An 18077-nucleotide genomic window follows, 5' to 3' on the forward strand; every position below is an offset into this window, starting at 1 on the left:
CGGACAAAACCCATCTCGGGGATCAGCCTAGAGTTGGGCCGAGGCGATGGCCAGCATGGGGAAGGCGCCGAGGATCACGACGAAGCTCATGGCGACCCGGTCGAGCAGGTTCATGGCGGAAGCAGACATTTGAACTCTCCTTGTCTTGTTTGCTGCGGTGCAGCGAGATTTGGGCGGGAACCGCTGTCCCCATGGCGATAATCGATACGCGCACATCGTTTCTCGATCAAATGAACATCGAGTAACGATATTAAACTTTTGCAATGCAACACAGCGGGCGGGCGCTATGGTCCCGCGCGGGTAAAGACGGAGTTAAAGCGATGGCGCTGAAGCTGGAGGCGGGGACGCGGCTGGTGGTGGCCACGCACAATCCCGGCAAGGCCCGCGAGCTGGCCGAGATCCTCGACGGCCGCTTCGACATCGTGACCGCCGGAAGCCTGGGGCTCCCCGAGCCGGACGAGACCGAGACCACCTTCGCCGGCAACGCCCTGCTCAAGGCGCGCGCCGCGGCCGAGGCCTCGGGCCTGGTGGCCCTGGCCGACGACTCGGGCCTGTCGGTGAGGGCGCTGGACGGCGCGCCGGGGATCTATTCCGCCCGCTGGGCCGGACCCGCCAAGGACTTCGCCGAAGCCATGCGCAAGGTCGAGCAACGGCTGGAGGAGGCGGGGGCCGACGACCTCGCCGCCTGGTTCACCTGCGCGCTCGCCGTGGCCTGGCCGGACGGACCCGCCGTCGTGGTCGAAGGCCGGGTGGACGGCGTGCTGACCTTTCCGCCCCGGGGAACCAACGGCTTCGGCTACGATCCCATCTTCGTCCCGGAAGGACACGCGCAGACCTTCGGCGAGCTGGAGCCCGCCGTGAAGGACGGCCTCTCCCATCGCTCCCGGGCCTTCGATAAGCTGAAGGCCGCCCTGCTGTGACCACCCCCGCCCCGCCGCTCGGGGTCTATGTCCACTGGCCCTACTGCGCGCGGATCTGCCCCTACTGCGACTTCAACGTCTTCCGGGCGCGGGGCCGCGAGGTCGAGGCGGAGGCGCTGGTCCGCGCGATCCTCGACGACCTGGCGGCGCAACGGGAGCTGACGGGTCCCCGCGACCTGGTCTCGGTGTTCTTCGGCGGCGGCACGCCGTCGCTGATGGACCCCGCCTGGACAGCCGAGATCGTGGACGAGGCCCGGCGGCTCTGGACGCCCGCGGCCGATCTCGAGGTGACGCTGGAGGCCAACCCCACCGACGCGGAAGCCGACCGGTTCGCCGCCTTCGCCGAGGCGGGCGTGAACCGGCTGTCGCTGGGGCTGCAGTCGCTGGACGACGCGGCGCTGAAGCTGCTGGGCCGCAACCACGGGGCCGCCGAGGGCCGGCGCGCCGCCGAGGTCGCCGCCCGGACCTTCCCCAGGCTCTCCGTCGACCTGATCTACGCCCGGCCGGGCCAGACGCCCGGGGCGTGGGCCCAGGAGCTGAAGGCGGCGCTCGCCCTCGGGGCCGAGCACGTCTCGCCCTACCAGCTCACCATCGAGGCGGGCACCGCCTTCGAGCGCGCCGTGCGGCGCGGGACCCTCGTCCCGCCGGCCGAAGACCCCGCCGCCGAGCTTTTCGAAACCACCCAGACCGTCCTGGAGGCCGCCGGTTTCGACGCCTACGAGGTCTCGAACCACGCCCGCGGCGAGGCGGCCCGCTCGCGCCACAACCTCGTCTACTGGCGGGGCTGGGACTACGTCGGCGCAGGGCCCGGCGCACACGGGCGGATCACGACGCCCGAGGGCCGGGTCGCCACAACGGCCGCCGACCGGCCCGGCGACTACATCGCGGGAGAGGGCGGGACGCGCGAGCTGCTGACGCCGGTCGAGGCGGCCCAGGAACGCGTCCTGAGCGGTCTGCGGATCGCGCAAGGGGTGTGCCGTGAGGAGGTCGCCGTCCTCGACATTCTCCCTGAGCGGATCGCCCGCCTCGTGGAGCTGGGCCTGCTCGCCGACGATCCGGCCCGCCTGCGCGCCACGGCCCAGGGCCGCCATGTCCTCGACGCCATCACCCGCGAGCTGCTGGCGTAGCCGGCGCTTGCCATCGGGCGCTTTAGCGGCGAAGCCTCGGCCATGGCCCGCGCCCTTCCGCCTCCCGTCCTCGACGACGCGCCGCTCGCGCCCGGGCTCTATGTGGTGGCGACGCCCATCGGGAACCTGCGCGACATCACCCTTCGGGCCCTGGACGTGCTGAACCGGGCCGATCTGGTCCTGGCCGAGGACACCCGCGTGGCCGGAAAGCTTTTGCAGGCTTTCGGCCTCACGGCGAAGCTGGAACGCTGCGACGAGCACGGCGAGACCCGCGCCCTGCCCCGGGCGCTCGCGATCCTGGCCGACGGCGGGCGCGTGGCGCTCGTCTCGGACGCCGGCACGCCGCTGGTCTCGGACCCGGGCTTCCGGCTGGTGCGCGAGGCCGCTGCGGCGGGACATCCGGTGCGCCCCATACCCGGCGCCTCGGCCCTGCTGGCCGGTCTGTCCGTCGCCGGCCTGCCCACCGACCGTTTCCTGTTCGCGGGTTTCCCGCCGCCGAAGTCCGCGGCGCGCAAGACCTTCCTGGCCGAGGTGGCGGGCGTGCGCGCCACCCTGGTCTTCTTCGAGGGCGGCTCGCGGCTGGCCTCCAGCCTGGCCGACATGGCGCAGGTGCTGGGCGGCGAGCGCGAGGCCGTGGTCTGCCGCGAACTCACCAAGCTCTACGAGACGGTCGTGCGGGGGCGTCTCGCCGACCTGGCGGCCGATTCCAGGTTCGAGGCGCCGAAGGGCGAGATCGTGGTGCTGGTCGGTCCGGGGCGCGAGACCGAAGCCACCCCCGCCGACGCCGACGCGGCCCTGGCCGAGGCGCTCGCCCGCCTGAAGCCGGCCGACGCGGCCGCCGAGGTGGCCAGGGCGCTGGGCCTGCCCCGGCGCGAGCTCTACCGGCGGGCCCTGGAGCTGAAGCGGTGAACGTGCGCCGGGCGCGCGGCGCGGCCGCCCGGGTCTCGGGCCGGCGCGGCGAGGTGCTGGCGGCGCTGTGGCTGATGCTGAAGGGCTACCGCATCCTGGGCTTCCGCCTGAAGACGCCGCTGGCCGAGATCGACCTCCTGGCCAAGCGCGGGCCGGTCCTGGCGGTGGTCGAGGTCAAGCGCCGCGCCGACCTTCGCGCCGCGCTCGAGGCCGTGGGCTTCGACCAGCGCGACCGCCTGCGGCGGGCGGCCTCGACGCTGGCGGCCAAGCGGCCGGCGCTTTCGGGTGCGTCGGTTCGCCTCGACCTGCTGGCGCTCGCGCCCGGGCGTCTTCCTATGCATATTCCCGACGCCTGGAAGGGCGATTGAGGACGGGTTCGCGACCTTAAGAATGGACCACCAAGAGGCCGAGACCATCCTGCGCGAGGCCGGGAGCGCGCCAGAAGGGCGGTTCCCGCTGCTGGAAGCCGCCATCGCGTGCGCGATCCACGAGGACCCTGCGCGCGACCCGGCGATCGCGCGGGAGCTGGGCGGGGCCGCGGTCCAACGGCTGGCGGAACGCCTGAAGCGCGAGAGCGCCGAGGAGGCCCTGGCCGAGGCTATGGCGGGCGACCTGCGCCTGTCGGGCGACCTGTTCAACGCCGAGGACCTGGACAACGCCGACGTGATCGCCGTGGCCGAGACGCGGCGGGGCCTCGCCGTGACCCTGGGCGTCTACTACATCCACGCCGCCCGCCGTTGCGGCCTCCAGGTGCAGGGCGTGGACTTCCCCGGCCATTTCCTGCTGCGCATCGAGACCGAGGAAGGCCCGCTGGCGCTCGACCCGTTCTCGGAGGGTCGCGTGGTGCTGCCGTCCGAGCTGACCCGGCGGGCGCTGCATGCGGGGCTCACTCCCAACGTCGCCGACCGGTTGGACCGCCTGATGGCCCCGGTCAGCGACCGGGCGGTGCTGATGCGGCTGCAGAACATCATCTTCGCCCGCGCGAGCGCCGTAAGGGACTATCGCCGGGCCGAGCGCGCCGCGCTGCGCCGGGCGCTGCTCGACCCCAGCGACCACCGCCCGTGGCTGGACGTGGCCTCGGCCCGCGAGGGACAGGGCGCGCTGGCCGGCGCGCTGGAGGCGCTGCAGCGGGCCACCTCGCTCGACGGCGGCGCGGCGCTGGCGGCTCGCGCGCAACGGGAACGCGTGCGCCTGCGGCTGAACTAGCTGTGAGCTGCATGCCGGTGAAGGTGGTGACGGCGGCCTTCGGGGTGCGCGTGAAGACGGTCTACAAGTGGGTGGAGCGGTTCGAGGCCCAGGGTCCGAAGGGCCTGGAGCAGGCCGCGCCGGTGGTGCGCTATGAGCGCGAGGCGGCCGGCGACCTGATCCACATCGACATCGAGAAGCTCGGCCGCCTCGGCTTGGATCGGGACAACCTGTCGAGACTCCACAGCTAGCGCTCAGGCGCTCGCCGCCCTATGTGGCGGGGACACGAACCGCCGCCGGGGGAAGCCATGTCGTTGAAGGTCGCCGTCCAGATGGACCCCATCGAGGGCGTCAACATCGAGGGCGACACGACCTTCCTGATGATGGAGGCGGCCCAGGCCCGGGGCCATTCCCTGTTCGTCTACACCACCGACAAGCTGGCCATGGAGGACGGCCGGGTGTTCGCCCGGGGCCGCGACGTGCGGGTCCAGCGGGTGGCCGGCGGCCACGCCACCCTAGGCCCCTGGCGTCGGACGGAGCTCACCGAGTTCGACGTGGTGCTGCTGCGCCAGGACCCGCCGTTCGACATGCACTACATCGACACGACGTTCTTCCTCGAGGCGGTCCATCCGCAGGTGCTGGTGGTCAACAACCCCCGCGAGGTGCGCAACGCGCCCGAGAAGCTGTTCGTCACGACGTTTCCCGGCCTGCAGCCGCCCACCCTGATCACCCAGGACAAGGAGGCGATCTACGAATTCCGCGCCCGCCATGGCGACATCGTGATGAAGCCGCTGAACGGCCGCGGCGGCTCGGGCGTGACCCGTCACCTGAAGGACGACCCCAACATCGACGCCCTCCTGGAGCTGCACGCCCAGATCGGCCGCGAGCCGGTGATCGTGCAGAAGTTCCTGCCGTCGGTGACCAAGGGCGACAAGCGCATCCTGCTGGTCGACGGCGAACCCGTGGGCGCCATCAACCGCGTGCCCGAGAAGGGCCAGATCCGCTCGAACCTGGCCGTGGGCGGCAAGGCCGAGCCCGTGGAGCTCACGGCGCGCGACCGCGAGATCTGCGCCACCATCGGCCCGGAGCTGAAGTCGCGGGGGCTGATCTTCGTCGGCATCGACGTGATCGGCGACTACCTCACCGAGATCAACGTGACCTCGCCGACCGGCGCCGTGGCCCTGAAGCGGTTCACGGGGATCGACGCCGCGGATGTGATGTGGACCCGCATTGAAGAGCTGCGCCGCCCGGCGTAGGGTGAATCCATAAATTGCACGCGACGGTTTCAGGCCGGTCGCATATTCCCCCTTGGTTCCGTTTTTGTTCTTGATCCGAGCCCAGCTTCATGCTGTGGTTTGTGGATAACTCTTGGCTGGACACAAGGGGTTGAGATGGCGGCGCGCGTGGTCACCCTGGCGTTCCATGGCGTGGAGGCCGTCCGTGTCGACGTGCAGGTCCAGTTCACCGCCGGCGCCTTCGCCTTCATCGTCGTGGGGCTTGGCGACAAGGCCGTGGCCGAGAGCCGCGAACGGGTGATCGCCGCCTTCGCGGGTCTGGGGCTCGCCATGCCCGGCAAGCGCATCATCGCCAACCTGGCGCCGGCCGACCTGCCCAAGATGGGCAGCCACTACGATCTGCCGATCGCGCTCGCCGTGATGGCCGGCATGGGGATCATCCCGGCCGACGCCCTGGAAGGCTGGGCGGCGGTGGGCGAGCTGTCGCTGGACGGGCGGATCACCAGCGTCGCCGGCGCCCTGCCCGCCTCGGTGGCCGCCGGAAGCCTGGGCCTGGGGCTGATATGCCCGGAAGCCTGCGGAGCCGAGGCCGCCTGGGCCGGCGGGACGCGGGTGCTGGCCGCGCCGTCCCTGATCGCCCTGGTGAACCACTTCCGAGGGACCCAGGTGCTGACCCCGCCCATGCCCGGCCCGATGCTGGACGGCGAGCGCGCGCCCGACCTGCGCGACGTGAAGGGCCAGGAGAACGGCAAGCGGGCGCTCGAGATCGCCGCGGCCGGCGGCCACAACCTGCTGTTCGTCGGCCCGCCCGGCTCTGGCAAGTCGATGATGGCCGCGCGCCTGCCCGGCCTCCTGCCGCCGCTGACCTCCGAGGAGCTGCTCGAGACCTCGATGATCCATTCGGTGGCCGGCCTGATCGCGCGCGGGCAGCTGACCCGCGCCCGGCCGTTCCGCACGCCCCATCATTCGGCCAGCATGGCGGCCCTGACCGGCGGCGGACTGAAGGCCAAGCCCGGCGAGGTCAGCCTCGCGCACAATGGCGTGCTGTTCCTGGACGAGCTCCCGGAGTTCGGGGCCCAGGCGCTGGATTCGCTGCGCCAGCCACTGGAGACCGGCGAGGTGGTGGTGGCCCGCGCCAACGCCCACATCCGCTATCCCGCGCGCTTCCAACTGGTGGCGGCCATGAACCCCTGCCGGTGCGGGGTGGGCGGGCCCGGCCGGGGCGCCTGCGGGCGCGCGCCCCGCTGCCAGACCGACTACCAGGGCCGGATCTCGGGCCCGATGATGGATCGCATCGACCTGCAGGTGGAGGTCCCGGCCGTCACCGCCGCCGATCTCGCCCTGCCGGCGCCGTCCGAGGGCACGGCCGAGGCCGCCGCCCGCGTGGCCCAGGCCCGGCAAGTCCAGGCCGAGCGGGCCGCCGGATGGGGCGGGGCGCCGCTCAACGCCCAGGCCGAGGGTGATTTCCTGGAGAAGATCGCCGCCCTGGACGAGCCGGCCCGCGCGCTGCTGGCCCGCGCCGCCGAGGCGGGCGGATTGTCGGCGCGCGGCTGGACGCGGACGCTCAGGCTCGCCCGCACCATAGCCGACCTGGAGGGCTCAGCGGCCGTGCGCCGCGTCCACGTGGCAGAGGCGCTGATCTACCGCCGCGTGGCGCCGGCGGGGTCGTTCGCCGGCGCCGTCCAGGCCCCGTAGCCGATGGTGAAGGCCAGCAGATAGCCCCAGATGATCTCGGCGGTGATGTAGGCCCAGGCGCCGACGGTCTGGTCCACCGTCTTGGCGATGTGGGTCACGATGGCCAACAAGTGGAACCCGGCTGCGAACAAGGGCCAGTAGCGACCGCTGCGCAGGGCTATCCAGATCAGCAGCCCCAAGAGCGCTGCGTCCACGACGAGGATGCCCCACTCGGTATGCTGGAATTGGGACCGGTAGGTCAGCATGGTCAGGGCCCAGCCGCCCAGCAGGCCCACGGCGGCGAGCCGCTCGTCGTCACCCCCTCGCCACAGCGCGACCGCGCAGACGCCGATGACGGTCGCGGCCCACACGAAGGCGCGCACTTCATGGATCGCCAACAAGGAAAGGGCCTCCCGCCCCAACGGAAGGCCCTTCTTGCCAGAGGTCAGACCGGGGTGGGAACCCCGTTCAGGCGGCGGCCACCTCGCGCAGCCGGCGCCCTCCGGTCGCGGCGGCGGCGACCGTCGGCTTTTCACCGCCCGGATCGCCCACCATCACGGCGCCGAGGCCAACCTGGTGCTGGGCGACGCTGAGTTCCTTGTGGGTCTCGACGATGGCCCGGCGGGCCTCGGCCAGGGCCATGATCGCCTGGCTGGCCCGTTCGACCGCGTCCTGGCCGATCAGGGCCGAGGCGCCGGCCTGCTGGCGCAGGGCGGGCATGACGCCGGTGAGGGCGGCGGTCTTGGCGAGGGCCGCGTCGATCGCGGATTCGGCTTCGAAGAGGGCGCCGGCGATCTGTTCGGCGGCCAGGCGGCGTTGCTTGAGCATGAGTCTTCTCCATGCGCGCCGCCAGCAGCGACGCGCCTAAAGGTTTAGCATTTCAGGGTTTCTCGGCCGTTCAGGCCTTAGGTTAAGCGTGACCCAGGGCTTGGAGGGCGTGCAGTCCAGCCAGCATCCCGCCGAAGGCGAGCGCGGTCAGGACCGCCACCCCGAGGATCGCCCCGAGCCGGGCGAGGGGTCCTAGCTCATTGGGCCCGAGCCCTCGTCCAAGTCGGGCCGGAAGTTCTCGTCCAGGAGGACCCACGTGAGACAGAGAATCTCGCGCAGGACCATCTCGGCCGGCTTGAAGGGAGCCAGCTTGCGGGTCGCCGAGACCAGATGCCTCGCCATGTCCGCCTGGGCCGGGCTCGCCGAAAGATCGACGAGCTGCCGTTCCAGCTGGGTCCAGGAAAAGCCCGGAAGGGCCTCTTCCCGGTTCGGCAGGCTCGGCCAGCGCGCCTCGAAGTCGTCGATCTCCCGACGCAGTCGAAGCGCTCTGCCAATCACCGCCCGGTTGTCGAAGTTCTGCCAGTCGCCCATGGGAGCCCCCGTTGGTTGCGGGCTCATCCAGCCAGGGCTCGGCCGGCTTGTCTGTCCTGATCGTGTCCTGTCCTGACGCGGTCAGGACAGGGCCCACCTCGAGCTGGCGGACGATCCGCGCGGCCTCATAGCGGTCTGGCACGCCCAGCTTGCGCCGCGCGCGGTCGCAGTAGGTGTCCACCGAGGTCTTGGACATGCCGAGCTCGCGGGCGATCTGCTTGGAGCTGAGGTGCTGATCGACCAGACGCAGGCATTCCCGCTCGCGCTGCGTGAGCAGCTCGGCGGGATTGGTCGCGGCGTCGGTCCGGGTGGGCATAGCGGCGCCAGTAAACGACGGCTTTGGGCCCGCGTCTACTTTGGCGGGTGGATTCCGCCCCGGGGGGCGTCGCCCCGTCCGCCCCGACGTCGACGTTTGACCTACCGTTAAGCCGTTCGGACCTAAGGCTGCCGGCGATGCGAAAGCCGCTGAGACCCCTTTCCGAACGCCGTCCCGCCCGCGCCCAGATCAGCGCGGAGCAGCTCGCCTCGCTGAGCCACGAGTTCCGCACGCCCCTGAACGGCGTCCTGGGCATGGCCCGCCTGCTGGAGGGCACGCGCATGACCGCCGAGCAGCGGGCGTATGTGGCGGCCCTGCGCGAGAGCGGCCAGCACCTGCTGACCCTGGTCAACGACGTGCTCGACTTCGCCAAGCTCGGCGCGGGCCGGGTCGAGCTGCACCCCGAGCCCATGGACGTCGAGAACCTGCTGCGCAGCGTCTGCGAGCTGCTCTCGGCCGGCGCGCGGGAGAAGGGCCTGGAGATCGCCTGGGCCGCGCCCGCGAACGTGGGGGCCGTGCGGGCCGACGAGGGGCGGTTGCGCCAGATCCTGCTGAACTTCGCCGGGAACGCCGTGAAGTTCACTGAAGAGGGCGGCGTGCTGCTGACGGTCGCCGCGCCCGAGCCCGGCCGCCTGCGCTTCACCGTCGAGGACACGGGGCCCGGCGTGTCCGCCTCGGCCCGCGACCGCATCTTCGAGGCCTTCGCCCAGGCCGAAGCCAGCCACGCCGACTTGGGCGGGGCGGGCCTGGGCCTGGCCATCGCCCGCAGGCTCGCGCGCGCCATGGGCGGCGAGGTGGGCGTTGAGACGGCCAGCGTAAGCAGGAACGGGGGCGGCGGAGCCTGCTTCTGGTTCGAGGCCGACTTCCCGGCCCTGCCGCAGACGGCGGCCGATCCGCCCCTGAAGGGACGCACCGTGGGGATCGTCTCGCCGAACGCCATCGTGCGCGAGGCCGCGCGCCGGCAGGTTCGGGCCAGCGGCGGCCGGGCCGTGACAGCCGCCGACGTGCGCAGCGCCCTCGCCACCACCGAGGCCGGCGACGTCCTCCTGATCGACGCCGCGGTGGCCGCGGAGGGCGAGGTCCTGAAACCCGCCGACAACCGCGCCTGCATCGTGCTGCTGGCGCCCGAGGAACGGGACCGCATCCCGAAGCTCCGCCGCGCGGGCTTCGCCGGCTACCTGATCAAGCCGCTCCGCCGCACCTCGCTGGCCGAGCGGGTGCTGGTGGCCGCCGGCGCCATGGAGAAGGCGCAAGGAGGCCGCGACGACGAGCGGATCGCCGCGGCGGCCGCGCCGGGCGCCCGCGTCCTGCTGGTGGAGGACAATCCGATCAACGCCCTGCTCGCCCGCGCCCTGCTGACCCGCGAGGGCTGCGCCGTGGAGCACGCCGTCGGCGGCGAGGAGGCCCTGGCCGCGGCCCGGGTCGGCGTCTTCGACCTGATCCTGATGGACATGCGCATGCCCGGCCTGTCCGGCGAGGAGACCGCCCGGCGCATGCGCGCGGCCGGCGTCTCGGCCCCGATCGTGGCGCTGACCGCCAACGCCTTCGAGGACGACCGGCGCGCCTGCCTGGCCGCCGGCATGAACGACTTCCTGGTCAAGCCGCTGTCGCCCGACGCCCTGCGCGCCGTCCTGACGCGGTGGACCCGCGGCGGCTGGACGAAGCCCGCGGCGCGCGCCAAGGTCGGCTGAGGGCGCGGGGGGCGTCCCAGTTGCCGGAGAGGCCATGAGCGCGGACGCCGCGGACCGCAAGCGGGGGACCCTGGCGGCCCTCGCCATCTTCCTGGAGCGCCGCTCGCTGGTGATGCTCGCGCTCGGTTTCGCCGCCGGGCTGCCGAACCTGCTGATCTTCGACACCCTGTCGCTGTGGCTGCGGGATTCCGGCCTGTCGCTGAAGGTCATCTCGATCTTCGCGCTCGCGACGCTGGCCTATTCCCTGAAATTCCTCTGGGCGCCGCTGATCGACCGCACCCAGGTCCCCGGCCTGACCCGGCTGCTCGGCCACCGACGGAGCTGGATGATCGTGCTCCAGGCCCTGCTGGTCCTGGGCCTGTGGCTGATCTCCGGGACCGACCCGGCCCGCAGCCTGGGCATGACCGCCGCCTTCGCCGTCTTCGTGGGCTTCACGTCGGCCAGCCAGGACATCGTCATCGACGCCTGGCGCATCGAAGCGGCGGACACCGAGCGCCAGGGCGCGCTCGCCGCCGCCTACCAGTGGGGCTATCGCATCGCCATGATCGTGGCCGGCGCCGCGCCGCTGCTGCTGGCCGACGCCTTCAACTGGCACGTCTCCTACGCCGTCATGGCGGCGTTGATGCTGGTCGGCGTGGCAGGGGCGCTCGGCGCCCCGCGCGAGAAGGTTCACGCCATCCGTCCCATTCACGCCGAGGGGACGCCGAGCCGCCCGGCGCTGGAAATCCCCGAGTGGATCGGCCGCCTGGCGGTCTTCGCCCTGGGCGCCGTCGTGCTGGGTTCTGGGCTCGCCGCCGACGCGACCCTGCTCGCCGATGGCCTGAGGATGTTGGGCCTGCCCGCGGCGGGCGAAACCGTCCGGGCCGCCTGGGACATGAAGCCCGAGGGAATCTACTTCCAGCTCGTGGCGGTGGCGGCCGGCCTCGTGGTGATCGTGCTGGCCGCCTGCCCGCTGCCCGGCGCTCGCACCCGGCCCGGCGTCTATCTGTCGGCGGCGCTGGGCGATCCCCTGCGCGACTTCTTCGTCCGCTATCGGGGCGTGGCGGCGTTGATCCTGGCGCTGATCTGCCTCTACCGGCTCTCGGACTTCGTGCTGAACATCATGAACCCCTTCTACGCGGACCTCGGTTTCACCAAGACCGAGATCGCCGAGGTGCGGAAGGTGTTCGGCGTGGTGATGTCGGTGATCGGGGTGGGCCTCGGCGGCTTCGCCGTGGCGAGACTCGGGCTGGTCCGCGCCCTGGTGATCGGCGCCTTCGCCCAGCCCCTGTCCAACCTTGTCTTCGCCTGGCTCGCGGTGGCCGGCGCGGACCTTCCGAACCTGTTCATCGCCATCGGCGTCGACAACGTGGCGTCAGGCTTCGCCGGCACCTGTCTGATCGCCTATATGTCGAGCCTGACGACCGCGGGGTTCACGGCCACTCAGTACGCGCTCTTCTCTTCCCTCTACGCCCTGCCCGGAAAGCTCGTGGCCTCGCAGTCGGGGCGGATCGTCGAGGGATCGGCCGCCAACGCCGACGCGGGCGGCATGTTCTCGGGTCTGAAGGCGATGTTCGCGGGGATGCCGCCGGAGGCCTACGCCTCGGCCGCCGAGAAGTCCGGCGCCACGCCGGCCGCGCTGGGGGCGGGCTATGTGGTCTTCTTCTTCTATTCGGCGCTGGTGGGGGTCGCCGCCATCGTCCTGGCCTTCATGGTCGCCGCCCGGCAGAGCCCGTCGAAGCCCAGCGCCTCCTAGGTCGCCAGGCACACCACCTGGGCCACGCGCAGGCCGCGGCGCAGGTCGTCGGCCACGTAGAAGTAGTTCTGCGGCGTGAGCGGCTCGGCCTCGGCGGGACCGGCGAAGCGGCGGCCGCTGGCGGCCAGCGTCGCCGTCACCACCTCGGGCGCGGTGGTGTAGATGCGGCCCCGGCGGGGGCTCTCGGCGATGGTCACGCCGATCACCCGGCCCTGGGCGTCCAAGGCCGGCGCGCCCGACAGCCCGCCCAGCGTCCCCTCCAGCCCCTCGGTGCGGCCGGCCTCGGCCCACACCAGCACCGGCTCGCTGCGGGCCCCGCGGCCGCGCACCACCAGGGTCTCACGGCCCAGCAGGCGCGAGGTGGCCTCGCCGGGCTCGCCCTGCGGGAAGCCCGGGTGGTAGGCGCGCTGGCCGCGCCGCAGCGGCTCGCCCAGCGCCAGCGGCAGGGCGTCGGCCCCGCCCTCCGTGAACAGCATGGCCGCCTCGCCGCGCGGATCGATGCGGACCTGGGCGGCCACGCCCACGCCGTCGCCCACCACCAGCGCCGTCCTGGAGCAACCCTCGACCACGTGGCGCGCGGTCAGCCAGACGCCCGAGCGGGCGATGGAGAAGGCGGTGCCGGTGGCCGGCCCGGTCTCGTTGGGCACGTCCACGACCACCGAGGGATCGAACGGGGAGGCTGGGCCCACCGCCTCGCCCAGGGGCTCGGCCACGGCGGGCGGAGGCGGCGGCGCGTCGGCGCGCTCCCCGCGTCCCAGGGCCGCGAACAGCAGCGCCAGCACGATCGCGGAGTAGACGAGCCAGTCCGGCAGCCGCGGGAAATGCATGGTGGGGTCAGCCGGTCACCGCGGCGGCCACGATCACGGCGGTGGACAGCTTGGCGCCCACCAGCAGGGCGGCGGCGGCCATCTCCCCGTCCTGGATGCGCCTGGGCAGGCCGTGCAGCATCAGATCCACGAGGCGGAAAACCAGGAGCTGGACGACCACGGTCGCCGCGCCCCACAGCCCGATCTCGATCAGGTTGGTCGAGGCCTGCAGCGACACCGCCAGCGGGATGGAGAGGCCCAGCATCACCCCGCCCAACGACACCGCCGCGGCGGTGTTGCCTTCGCGGATGAGCGCGATCTCCTTGTGCGGGGTCAGCAGGATATAGAGCGCCGAGGCCGCCACCAGGATCGCCATGGTGACGACGATATGCAGCAGGGCGATGGGGAATCCGGTGGCGAAGGCCTGGATCTCAGGCGACGGCGTGGGCATGCGAACTCCCGCGAACTTGAGGCTTCACCGTTAGCACGCCGAACCCGCCCGGGTCAGCCGGCCTGGACCTTCCGCCGCACGCTGGCCCGCATCTTCTCGCTCTCGCTCCTGAGCTGGCCGCAGGCGGCGAGGATGTCGCGGCCGCGGGGCGTGCGGATCGGGCTGGCGTAACCAGCGCGGTTCAGCACGGCGGCGAACCGCTCGATCGTCGCCCAGTCCGAGCACTGGTACTCGCTGCCGGGCCAGGGATTGAACGGGATCAGGTTGATCTTGGCCGGGATGCCCTTGAGGAGCTGGACCAGGGCCTTGGCCTCGGCCGGGCTGTCGTTCACGCCCTTCAGCATCACGTACTCGAAGGTCACCCGCCGGGCGTTGGACAGGCCCGGATAGGCCCGGATGCCGGCCATCAGCTCGCTCAGCGGGTACTTCTTGTTGAGGGGCACCAGCTTCTCGCGCAGCTCGTCGTTGGTGGCGTGCAGCGAGATGGCCAGCATGGCCTGGGTCTTCTCGCCCAGGGCCTGGAGCTGCGGCACGACGCCCGAGGTCGAGACGGTGATCCGCCGGCGCGAGATGGCGATGCCCTCGTTGTCGGCGATGATGTCGATGGCCGCGGCCACGTTGTCGAGGTTGTAGAGCGGCTCGCCCATGCCCATGAACACGATGTTCGAGAGGCGGCGGTCCTCCTTGGGCGAGGGCCATTCGCCCAGGTCGTCGCGGGCGACCTGCACCTGGGCCACGATCTCGGCGGCGGTCAGGTTGCGCACCAGGGCCTGGGTGCCGGTGTGGCAGAAGGTGCAGTTGAGCGTGCAGCCCACCTGGGAAGAGACGCACAGGGCGCCGGCCCGGCCGACGTCGGGGATGTAGACGGTCTCGACCTCGACGCCGGGCGCCATGCGGATCAGCCACTTGCGGGTGCCGTCCTTGGAGACCTGGCGCTCGACGACTTCCGGCCGCGAGATGACCACCGCCTCGGCCAGCGCCGCGCGCGTCTCCTTGGCCACGTCGGTCATCCTGTCGAAGTCGGTGACCCCGTAGTGGTGCATCCAGCGCCAGAGCTGGGAGGCGCGCATGCGGGCCTTCTCGGGCCGCGCGATCCCCAGTTCGACCAGGCAGGCGGCCAGCTCCGCCCGGGTCATGCCGGACAGGTTCGGCTTTTGCGGCGCGAGCGGCTGCGCCGGCGCGCGGCTGAGGTCGAGGGTCACGCCCAAGGCAGGATCCTTAGCTGGAAGGCGCGGAATATAGGCGAGCCCGTGTCGTGCTCCAAATCGGCCCTTTCAAACAGGCGTTCGAGTGGCTAGCGTCCGCGCCCTGGAGATTAGGCCCGCACATAGGGAGAGGCGCGCATGAAGGCCCTGTTGAGCAAGGAAGTCGGCGGTCCGGACACCCTGGTCCTGGAGGACGTGCCCTCCCCCGAGGCCAAGGCCGGCCAGGCGGTGGTCGAGGTGAAGGCCATCGGCGTCAACTTCCCCGACGTGCTGATCATTGAGGACAAGTACCAGTTCAAGCCCGAGCGCCCCTTCTCGCCCGGCGGCGAGATCGCCGGGATCGTCAAGAGCGTCGGCGAGGGCGTGACCCACGTGAAGCCCGGCGACCGGGTGCTGGGCAACACCGGCTGGGGCGGCATGGCGCAGGAGCTGGCGCTGGATGCGAACCGCCTGGTGAAGATCCCCGACAGCATGCCGTTCGACGAGGCGGCGGCCTTCATCATGACCTACGGCACGAGCTGGCATGCGCTGAAGGACCGCGCCCAGCTCAAGGCCGGCCAGAGCCTGCTGGTGCTGGGCGCCGCGGGCGGCGTGGGCCTGGCCGCCGTCGAACTCGCCAAGGCCATGGGCGCCAAGGTGATCGCCGCGGCCTCCAGCCAGGAGAAGATCGACCTGTGCCTCGCCAAGGGCGCGGACTCGGGCGTCGTCTATCCGCGCGGGCCGTTCGACAAGGAAGGCCAGCGGGCGCTCGCCCAGCTTTTCAAGGACGCCACGGCCCCCAACGGCGCCGACGTGATCTACGACGCCATCGGCGACGCCTACGCCGAACCCGCCCTGCGCTCGATCGCCTGGGAGGGCAAGTACCTGGTGGTGGGCTTCGCGGCCGGCGAGATCCCCAAGATCCCCCTGAACCTCGCCCTGCTGAAGGGCTGCGACATCGTCGGCGTCTTCTGGGGCGCCTGGGTCGGCAAGAACCCCGAGAAGCACCGCGAGGGCATCGCCGAGCTGATGAAGATGTACGAGGCCGGCAAGATCAAGCCGTACGTCTCGGAGCGCTTCCCCTTGAGCCGCGCCGCCGACGCCATCAAGCACCTGGCCAGCCGCAAGGCCATGGGCAAGGTGGTCGTGACGGTCGACTGAGCCCGGCGCGTCTCCCGCCCCCGACCGGGCGGGAGACGGTTGCGGGCTCGCCCGCGCCCCTCTACTGAACGCCGATAACCAATCGGAGGGAAGCGTCATGGCCGGCAGGCTCGAGGGCAAGGTTGCGGTGATCACCGGCGGGGTGTCGGGGATCGGCCTGGGGACGGTGGAGCTGTTCGTCGCCGAGGGCGCCAAGGTCGTCGCCGCCGACATCCAGGACGAGAAGGGGGCGATGCTGGAGAAGCGCTTCCCCGGCCAGGTCCGCTACGCCCATTGCGACGTGACCCGCGAGGACGAGATCGCCGCCATGGTCGGGCTGGCGAAGTCCGAGTTCGGCGGCCTGGACGTGCTGTTCAACAACGCCGGCGTCTCGGACATGATGCGCACCATCCCCGAGATCACCGCCGACGGCTGGAGCTGGATCTTCGACATCCTGGTCCGCGGCCCGGCGCTGGGCATGAAGCACGCCGCCCCGCTGATGCTGGAACGCGGCGGCGGCTCGATCATCAACACCGCCTCGATCGCGGGGCTGCAGGCCGGCTGGGGCCCGGTGGCCTATTCCTCGGCCAAGGCCGCGGTGATCCACATGAGCCGGTGCGCGGCCGCCCAGCTCTCGCCCCAGAAGATCCGGGTGAACGCCATCTGCCCGGGCCTGATCGCCACCTCCATCTTCGGCGCCTCCCTGGGCCTGCCCCGGGCGGTGGCCGACCAGATGGCGGCCCTGGTGGCCGAGAAGGCGCCGCTGGCCCAGCCCATGCCCAAGGCCGGCATGCCCGACGACATCGCCCGCGCGGCCCTCTACCTGGCCAGCGACGACTCGGTCTTCGTCACCGGCACGCACATCGTGGTGGATGGCGGAATCACCGTGGGCGGCCGCCACGCCTGGGACCCCGACACGGTCTCGCCGCTGACGGCCCTGTTCGCCGAGTTCGCGCCCCCCGCGGGCGAATGAGCGACGACGGAATCATCGTCGAACCGCAGGCGGAGCGCCGCCTGACCCCCAATGTCCGGGGCGCGCTGTGGATGCTCGCCTCGGCCCTGGGCTTCACGGTGATGACCACCCTCATCAAGTTCCTGGGCGACGACTATCCGGCGGCGCTGCAGACCTTCTACCGGCAGGCGGCGGGCTTCGCCGTCCTGCTGCCCGTGATCCTGCGCCTGCGGGGCGCGGCCTACGCCACCACGCGGCCCGGCATCCTGTTCTTCCGCTCGGCGGCGGGGACCATGGCCATGATCCTGTCGTTCTACGCCTTCCAGAAGATGCCGCTGGCCGACGCCAACGCGCTGTCTTTCACGCGGACGCTGTGGCTGGTGCCGCTGGCCGCCTTCGTGGTGCGCGAGAAGATCGGCGCCCTGCGCATCGCCGCGGCGGTTGTCGGCTTCGCGGGCGTACTGCTGATGATCCGGCCCGGCGCCGGCGGCGAGTTCGCCGTGGGCGTCCCGGCCATGGCCATGCTGGCCGCCTCGTTCCTGTTCGCGCTGACCATCACCGGCATGAAGGTGATGACCCGCGACCATTCGCCGACTGTCCTGCTGGTCTGGGCCATGACGCTGGGCCTGATCTTCTCCATTCCGGGTGCGGTCATGAGCTGGCGCTGGCCCGAGCCCGTCGACCTGCTGCTGCTCTGCCTGATGGGCGTGATCGGGACCGCCACCCAGGCCTGCTACATCAAGGGCATGCAGATCGGCGACGCCGCCGCCATGGCCCCGATCGACTATGTGCGCCTGGTGTTCACCGCCGCCGCCGGCTTCGTGCTGTTCCACGAGGCGCCGACGGCGTGGACCGTCGCCGGCGCGGGCGTGGTGGTGGCCTCGACCATGTTCATCACCTGGCGGGAATACCAGCTGGCGAAGAGGACCTAGTCCTCCGCCAGCCGCTCCAGCGCCCGGCCAGCCGCCTCGCGATGGCGGGGCTTCAGGTTCCTGCCGATGACGCTCATCAGGGCGGCGAACACCGCCGCGTCGTCGGTGTAGCCCAGGCCCGCGATGAAGTCGGGGACGGCGTCGGCCGGCAGGACGAAATAGGCCAGGGCCGCCAGCATCATCCCCTTGGCGGCCAGCGGCGTCTCCTCGTCGCGGGCGCAGAACCAGACGGCCAGGGCGTCGCGCGCGAAGGGGATCTTGGCCGCCGCCTTGCGGATCTTGGGCCAGAAGCCCCGAGCCACCCGCTGCTCGTTCACCCGCATGACCGCCGGAACCAGGGCCCGGGAGGGCGCGATCTCGTCCTTGGGATCGAACGTCGCATTGACGTTGGGTGACACTTTTTCGCCGCCGCTCATCGGGCTAAAGCCTTCGCCGACTTCGGGTCATCATATGGGAGCGGA

Annotated in this window: 20 protein-coding genes and 1 pseudogene; 13 read left to right on the forward strand and 8 right to left on the reverse strand. The window is 71.6% G+C overall.

Translation table 11 applies throughout. The features are described 5' to 3' along the window. Window positions 1-320: 320 nt before the first annotated feature. The 8 genes from rdgB (at window position 321) to ACK4TT_RS10900 (ending at window position 7071) form a co-directional block, all read left to right on the forward strand. On the forward strand, window positions 321-920 hold the full coding sequence (gene rdgB / locus ACK4TT_RS10865) for an RdgB/HAM1 family non-canonical purine NTP pyrophosphatase (protein ID WP_409640300.1): 600 nt from the start codon (window positions 321-323) through the stop codon (window positions 918-920). Continuing rightward, window positions 917-2047, forward strand: coding sequence for a radical SAM family heme chaperone HemW (gene hemW / locus ACK4TT_RS10870; protein ID WP_410212980.1), 1131 nt, complete (start codon window positions 917-919; stop codon window positions 2045-2047). Before rdgB ends, hemW begins: the two co-directional genes overlap by 4 nt. Before the next feature lie 42 nt (window positions 2048-2089). Next, the gene (gene rsmI, locus ACK4TT_RS10875; protein ID WP_410212981.1) at window positions 2090-2956 is read left to right on the forward strand and encodes a 16S rRNA (cytidine(1402)-2'-O)-methyltransferase; all 867 of its coding nucleotides are present in this window, start codon (window positions 2090-2092) and stop codon (window positions 2954-2956) included. Beyond that, window positions 2953-3324, forward strand: a complete 372-nt coding sequence (locus tag ACK4TT_RS10880; protein ID WP_409640292.1) for a YraN family protein — start codon at window positions 2953-2955, stop codon at window positions 3322-3324. The genes rsmI and ACK4TT_RS10880 overlap by 4 nt, the downstream gene beginning before the upstream one ends. 22 nt (window positions 3325-3346) lie before the next feature. Beyond that, entirely contained in the window at window positions 3347-4162 is an 816-nt protein-coding gene (locus tag ACK4TT_RS10885; protein ID WP_410212982.1) for a transglutaminase family protein, read from the forward strand. Between the two features lie 11 nt (window positions 4163-4173). Continuing rightward, window positions 4174-4392 (forward strand): helix-turn-helix domain-containing protein, encoded by a 219-nt coding sequence (locus ACK4TT_RS10890; protein WP_409640400.1) that lies wholly within the window; start codon window positions 4174-4176, stop codon window positions 4390-4392. Window positions 4393-4449: 57 nt separating this feature from the next. Continuing rightward, window positions 4450-5397 (forward strand): glutathione synthase, encoded by a 948-nt coding sequence (gshB, locus tag ACK4TT_RS10895; RefSeq protein ID WP_409640286.1) that lies wholly within the window; start codon window positions 4450-4452, stop codon window positions 5395-5397. 135 nt (window positions 5398-5532) lie between these two features. Then, window positions 5533-7071, forward strand: coding sequence for a YifB family Mg chelatase-like AAA ATPase (locus ACK4TT_RS10900; RefSeq protein WP_409640283.1), 1539 nt, complete (start codon window positions 5533-5535; stop codon window positions 7069-7071). Here ACK4TT_RS10900 and ACK4TT_RS10905 read toward each other — a convergent pair. The 4 genes and pseudogenes from ACK4TT_RS10905 to ACK4TT_RS10920 form a co-directional block, all read right to left on the reverse strand. Then, a complete protein-coding gene (locus ACK4TT_RS10905) occupies window positions 7017-7448 on the reverse strand; it encodes a hypothetical protein (RefSeq protein WP_409640281.1) in 432 nt (143 codons plus the stop codon). The two genes, ACK4TT_RS10900 and ACK4TT_RS10905, sit on opposite strands and share 55 nt — an antisense overlap. A 70-nt stretch (window positions 7449-7518) precedes the next feature. Then, window positions 7519-7878 (reverse strand): hypothetical protein, encoded by a 360-nt coding sequence (locus ACK4TT_RS10910; protein WP_409640278.1) that lies wholly within the window; start codon window positions 7876-7878, stop codon window positions 7519-7521. A gap of 192 nt (window positions 7879-8070) precedes the next feature. Further along, window positions 8071-8409 carry a hypothetical protein gene (locus tag ACK4TT_RS10915; protein WP_409640275.1) on the reverse strand — a complete coding sequence of 113 codons (339 nt, stop codon included), beginning with the start codon at window positions 8407-8409 and terminating at the stop codon, window positions 8071-8073. 124 nt (window positions 8410-8533) lie between these two features. Further along, window positions 8534-8725: pseudogene (locus ACK4TT_RS10920) on the reverse strand (response regulator transcription factor); the annotation flags it as partial. A 137-nt stretch (window positions 8726-8862) separates the two neighbouring features. Here ACK4TT_RS10920 and ACK4TT_RS10925 point away from each other — a divergent pair. Together ACK4TT_RS10925 and ACK4TT_RS10930 are read left to right on the forward strand one after the other, a co-directional pair. Next, window positions 8863-10416, forward strand: coding sequence for a response regulator (locus tag ACK4TT_RS10925; RefSeq protein ID WP_409640272.1), 1554 nt, complete (start codon window positions 8863-8865; stop codon window positions 10414-10416). Window positions 10417-10450: 34 nt separating this feature from the next. Then, window positions 10451-12151, forward strand: coding sequence for an AmpG family muropeptide MFS transporter (locus tag ACK4TT_RS10930; RefSeq protein WP_409640269.1), 1701 nt, complete (start codon window positions 10451-10453; stop codon window positions 12149-12151). Here the strand turns inward: ACK4TT_RS10930 and ACK4TT_RS10935 are convergent. Genes ACK4TT_RS10935 through rlmN form a run of 3 tightly spaced genes read right to left on the reverse strand, consistent with a single transcriptional unit; the run spans window position 12148 to window position 14616 of the window. After that, a complete protein-coding gene (locus tag ACK4TT_RS10935) occupies window positions 12148-12978 on the reverse strand; it encodes a serine protease (protein WP_410212983.1) in 831 nt (276 codons plus the stop codon). The genes ACK4TT_RS10930 and ACK4TT_RS10935 overlap by 4 nt on opposite strands. Before the next feature lie 7 nt (window positions 12979-12985). Beyond that, window positions 12986-13408 carry a DUF350 domain-containing protein gene (locus tag ACK4TT_RS10940; RefSeq protein WP_409640263.1) on the reverse strand — a complete coding sequence of 141 codons (423 nt, stop codon included), beginning with the start codon at window positions 13406-13408 and terminating at the stop codon, window positions 12986-12988. Window positions 13409-13461: 53 nt separating this feature from the next. Then, window positions 13462-14616 (reverse strand): 23S rRNA (adenine(2503)-C(2))-methyltransferase RlmN, encoded by a 1155-nt coding sequence (gene rlmN / locus ACK4TT_RS10945; RefSeq protein ID WP_409640260.1) that lies wholly within the window; start codon window positions 14614-14616, stop codon window positions 13462-13464. A gap of 135 nt (window positions 14617-14751) precedes the next feature. Between rlmN and ACK4TT_RS10950 the strand changes: the two genes are divergently transcribed. The 3 genes from ACK4TT_RS10950 (at window position 14752) to ACK4TT_RS10960 (ending at window position 17616) form a co-directional block, all read left to right on the forward strand. Further along, entirely contained in the window at window positions 14752-15753 is a 1002-nt protein-coding gene (locus ACK4TT_RS10950) for an NADPH:quinone oxidoreductase family protein (RefSeq protein WP_410212984.1), read from the forward strand. A gap of 97 nt (window positions 15754-15850) precedes the next feature. Further along, a complete protein-coding gene (locus ACK4TT_RS10955; RefSeq protein ID WP_409640254.1) occupies window positions 15851-16705 on the forward strand; it encodes an SDR family NAD(P)-dependent oxidoreductase in 855 nt (284 codons plus the stop codon). Next, on the forward strand, window positions 16702-17616 hold the full coding sequence (locus ACK4TT_RS10960; protein WP_409640251.1) for a DMT family transporter: 915 nt from the start codon (window positions 16702-16704) through the stop codon (window positions 17614-17616). Before ACK4TT_RS10955 ends, ACK4TT_RS10960 begins: the two co-directional genes overlap by 4 nt. Here ACK4TT_RS10960 and ACK4TT_RS10965 read toward each other — a convergent pair. Continuing rightward, the gene (locus ACK4TT_RS10965) at window positions 17613-18032 is read right to left on the reverse strand and encodes a YkvA family protein (protein ID WP_409640248.1); all 420 of its coding nucleotides are present in this window, start codon (window positions 18030-18032) and stop codon (window positions 17613-17615) included. The genes ACK4TT_RS10960 and ACK4TT_RS10965 overlap by 4 nt on opposite strands. Window positions 18033-18077 lie beyond the last annotated feature (45 nt).

It is taken from the genome of Phenylobacterium sp. (genome assembly GCF_046463815.1).
GTDB lineage: Bacteria > Pseudomonadota > Alphaproteobacteria > Caulobacterales > Caulobacteraceae > Phenylobacterium.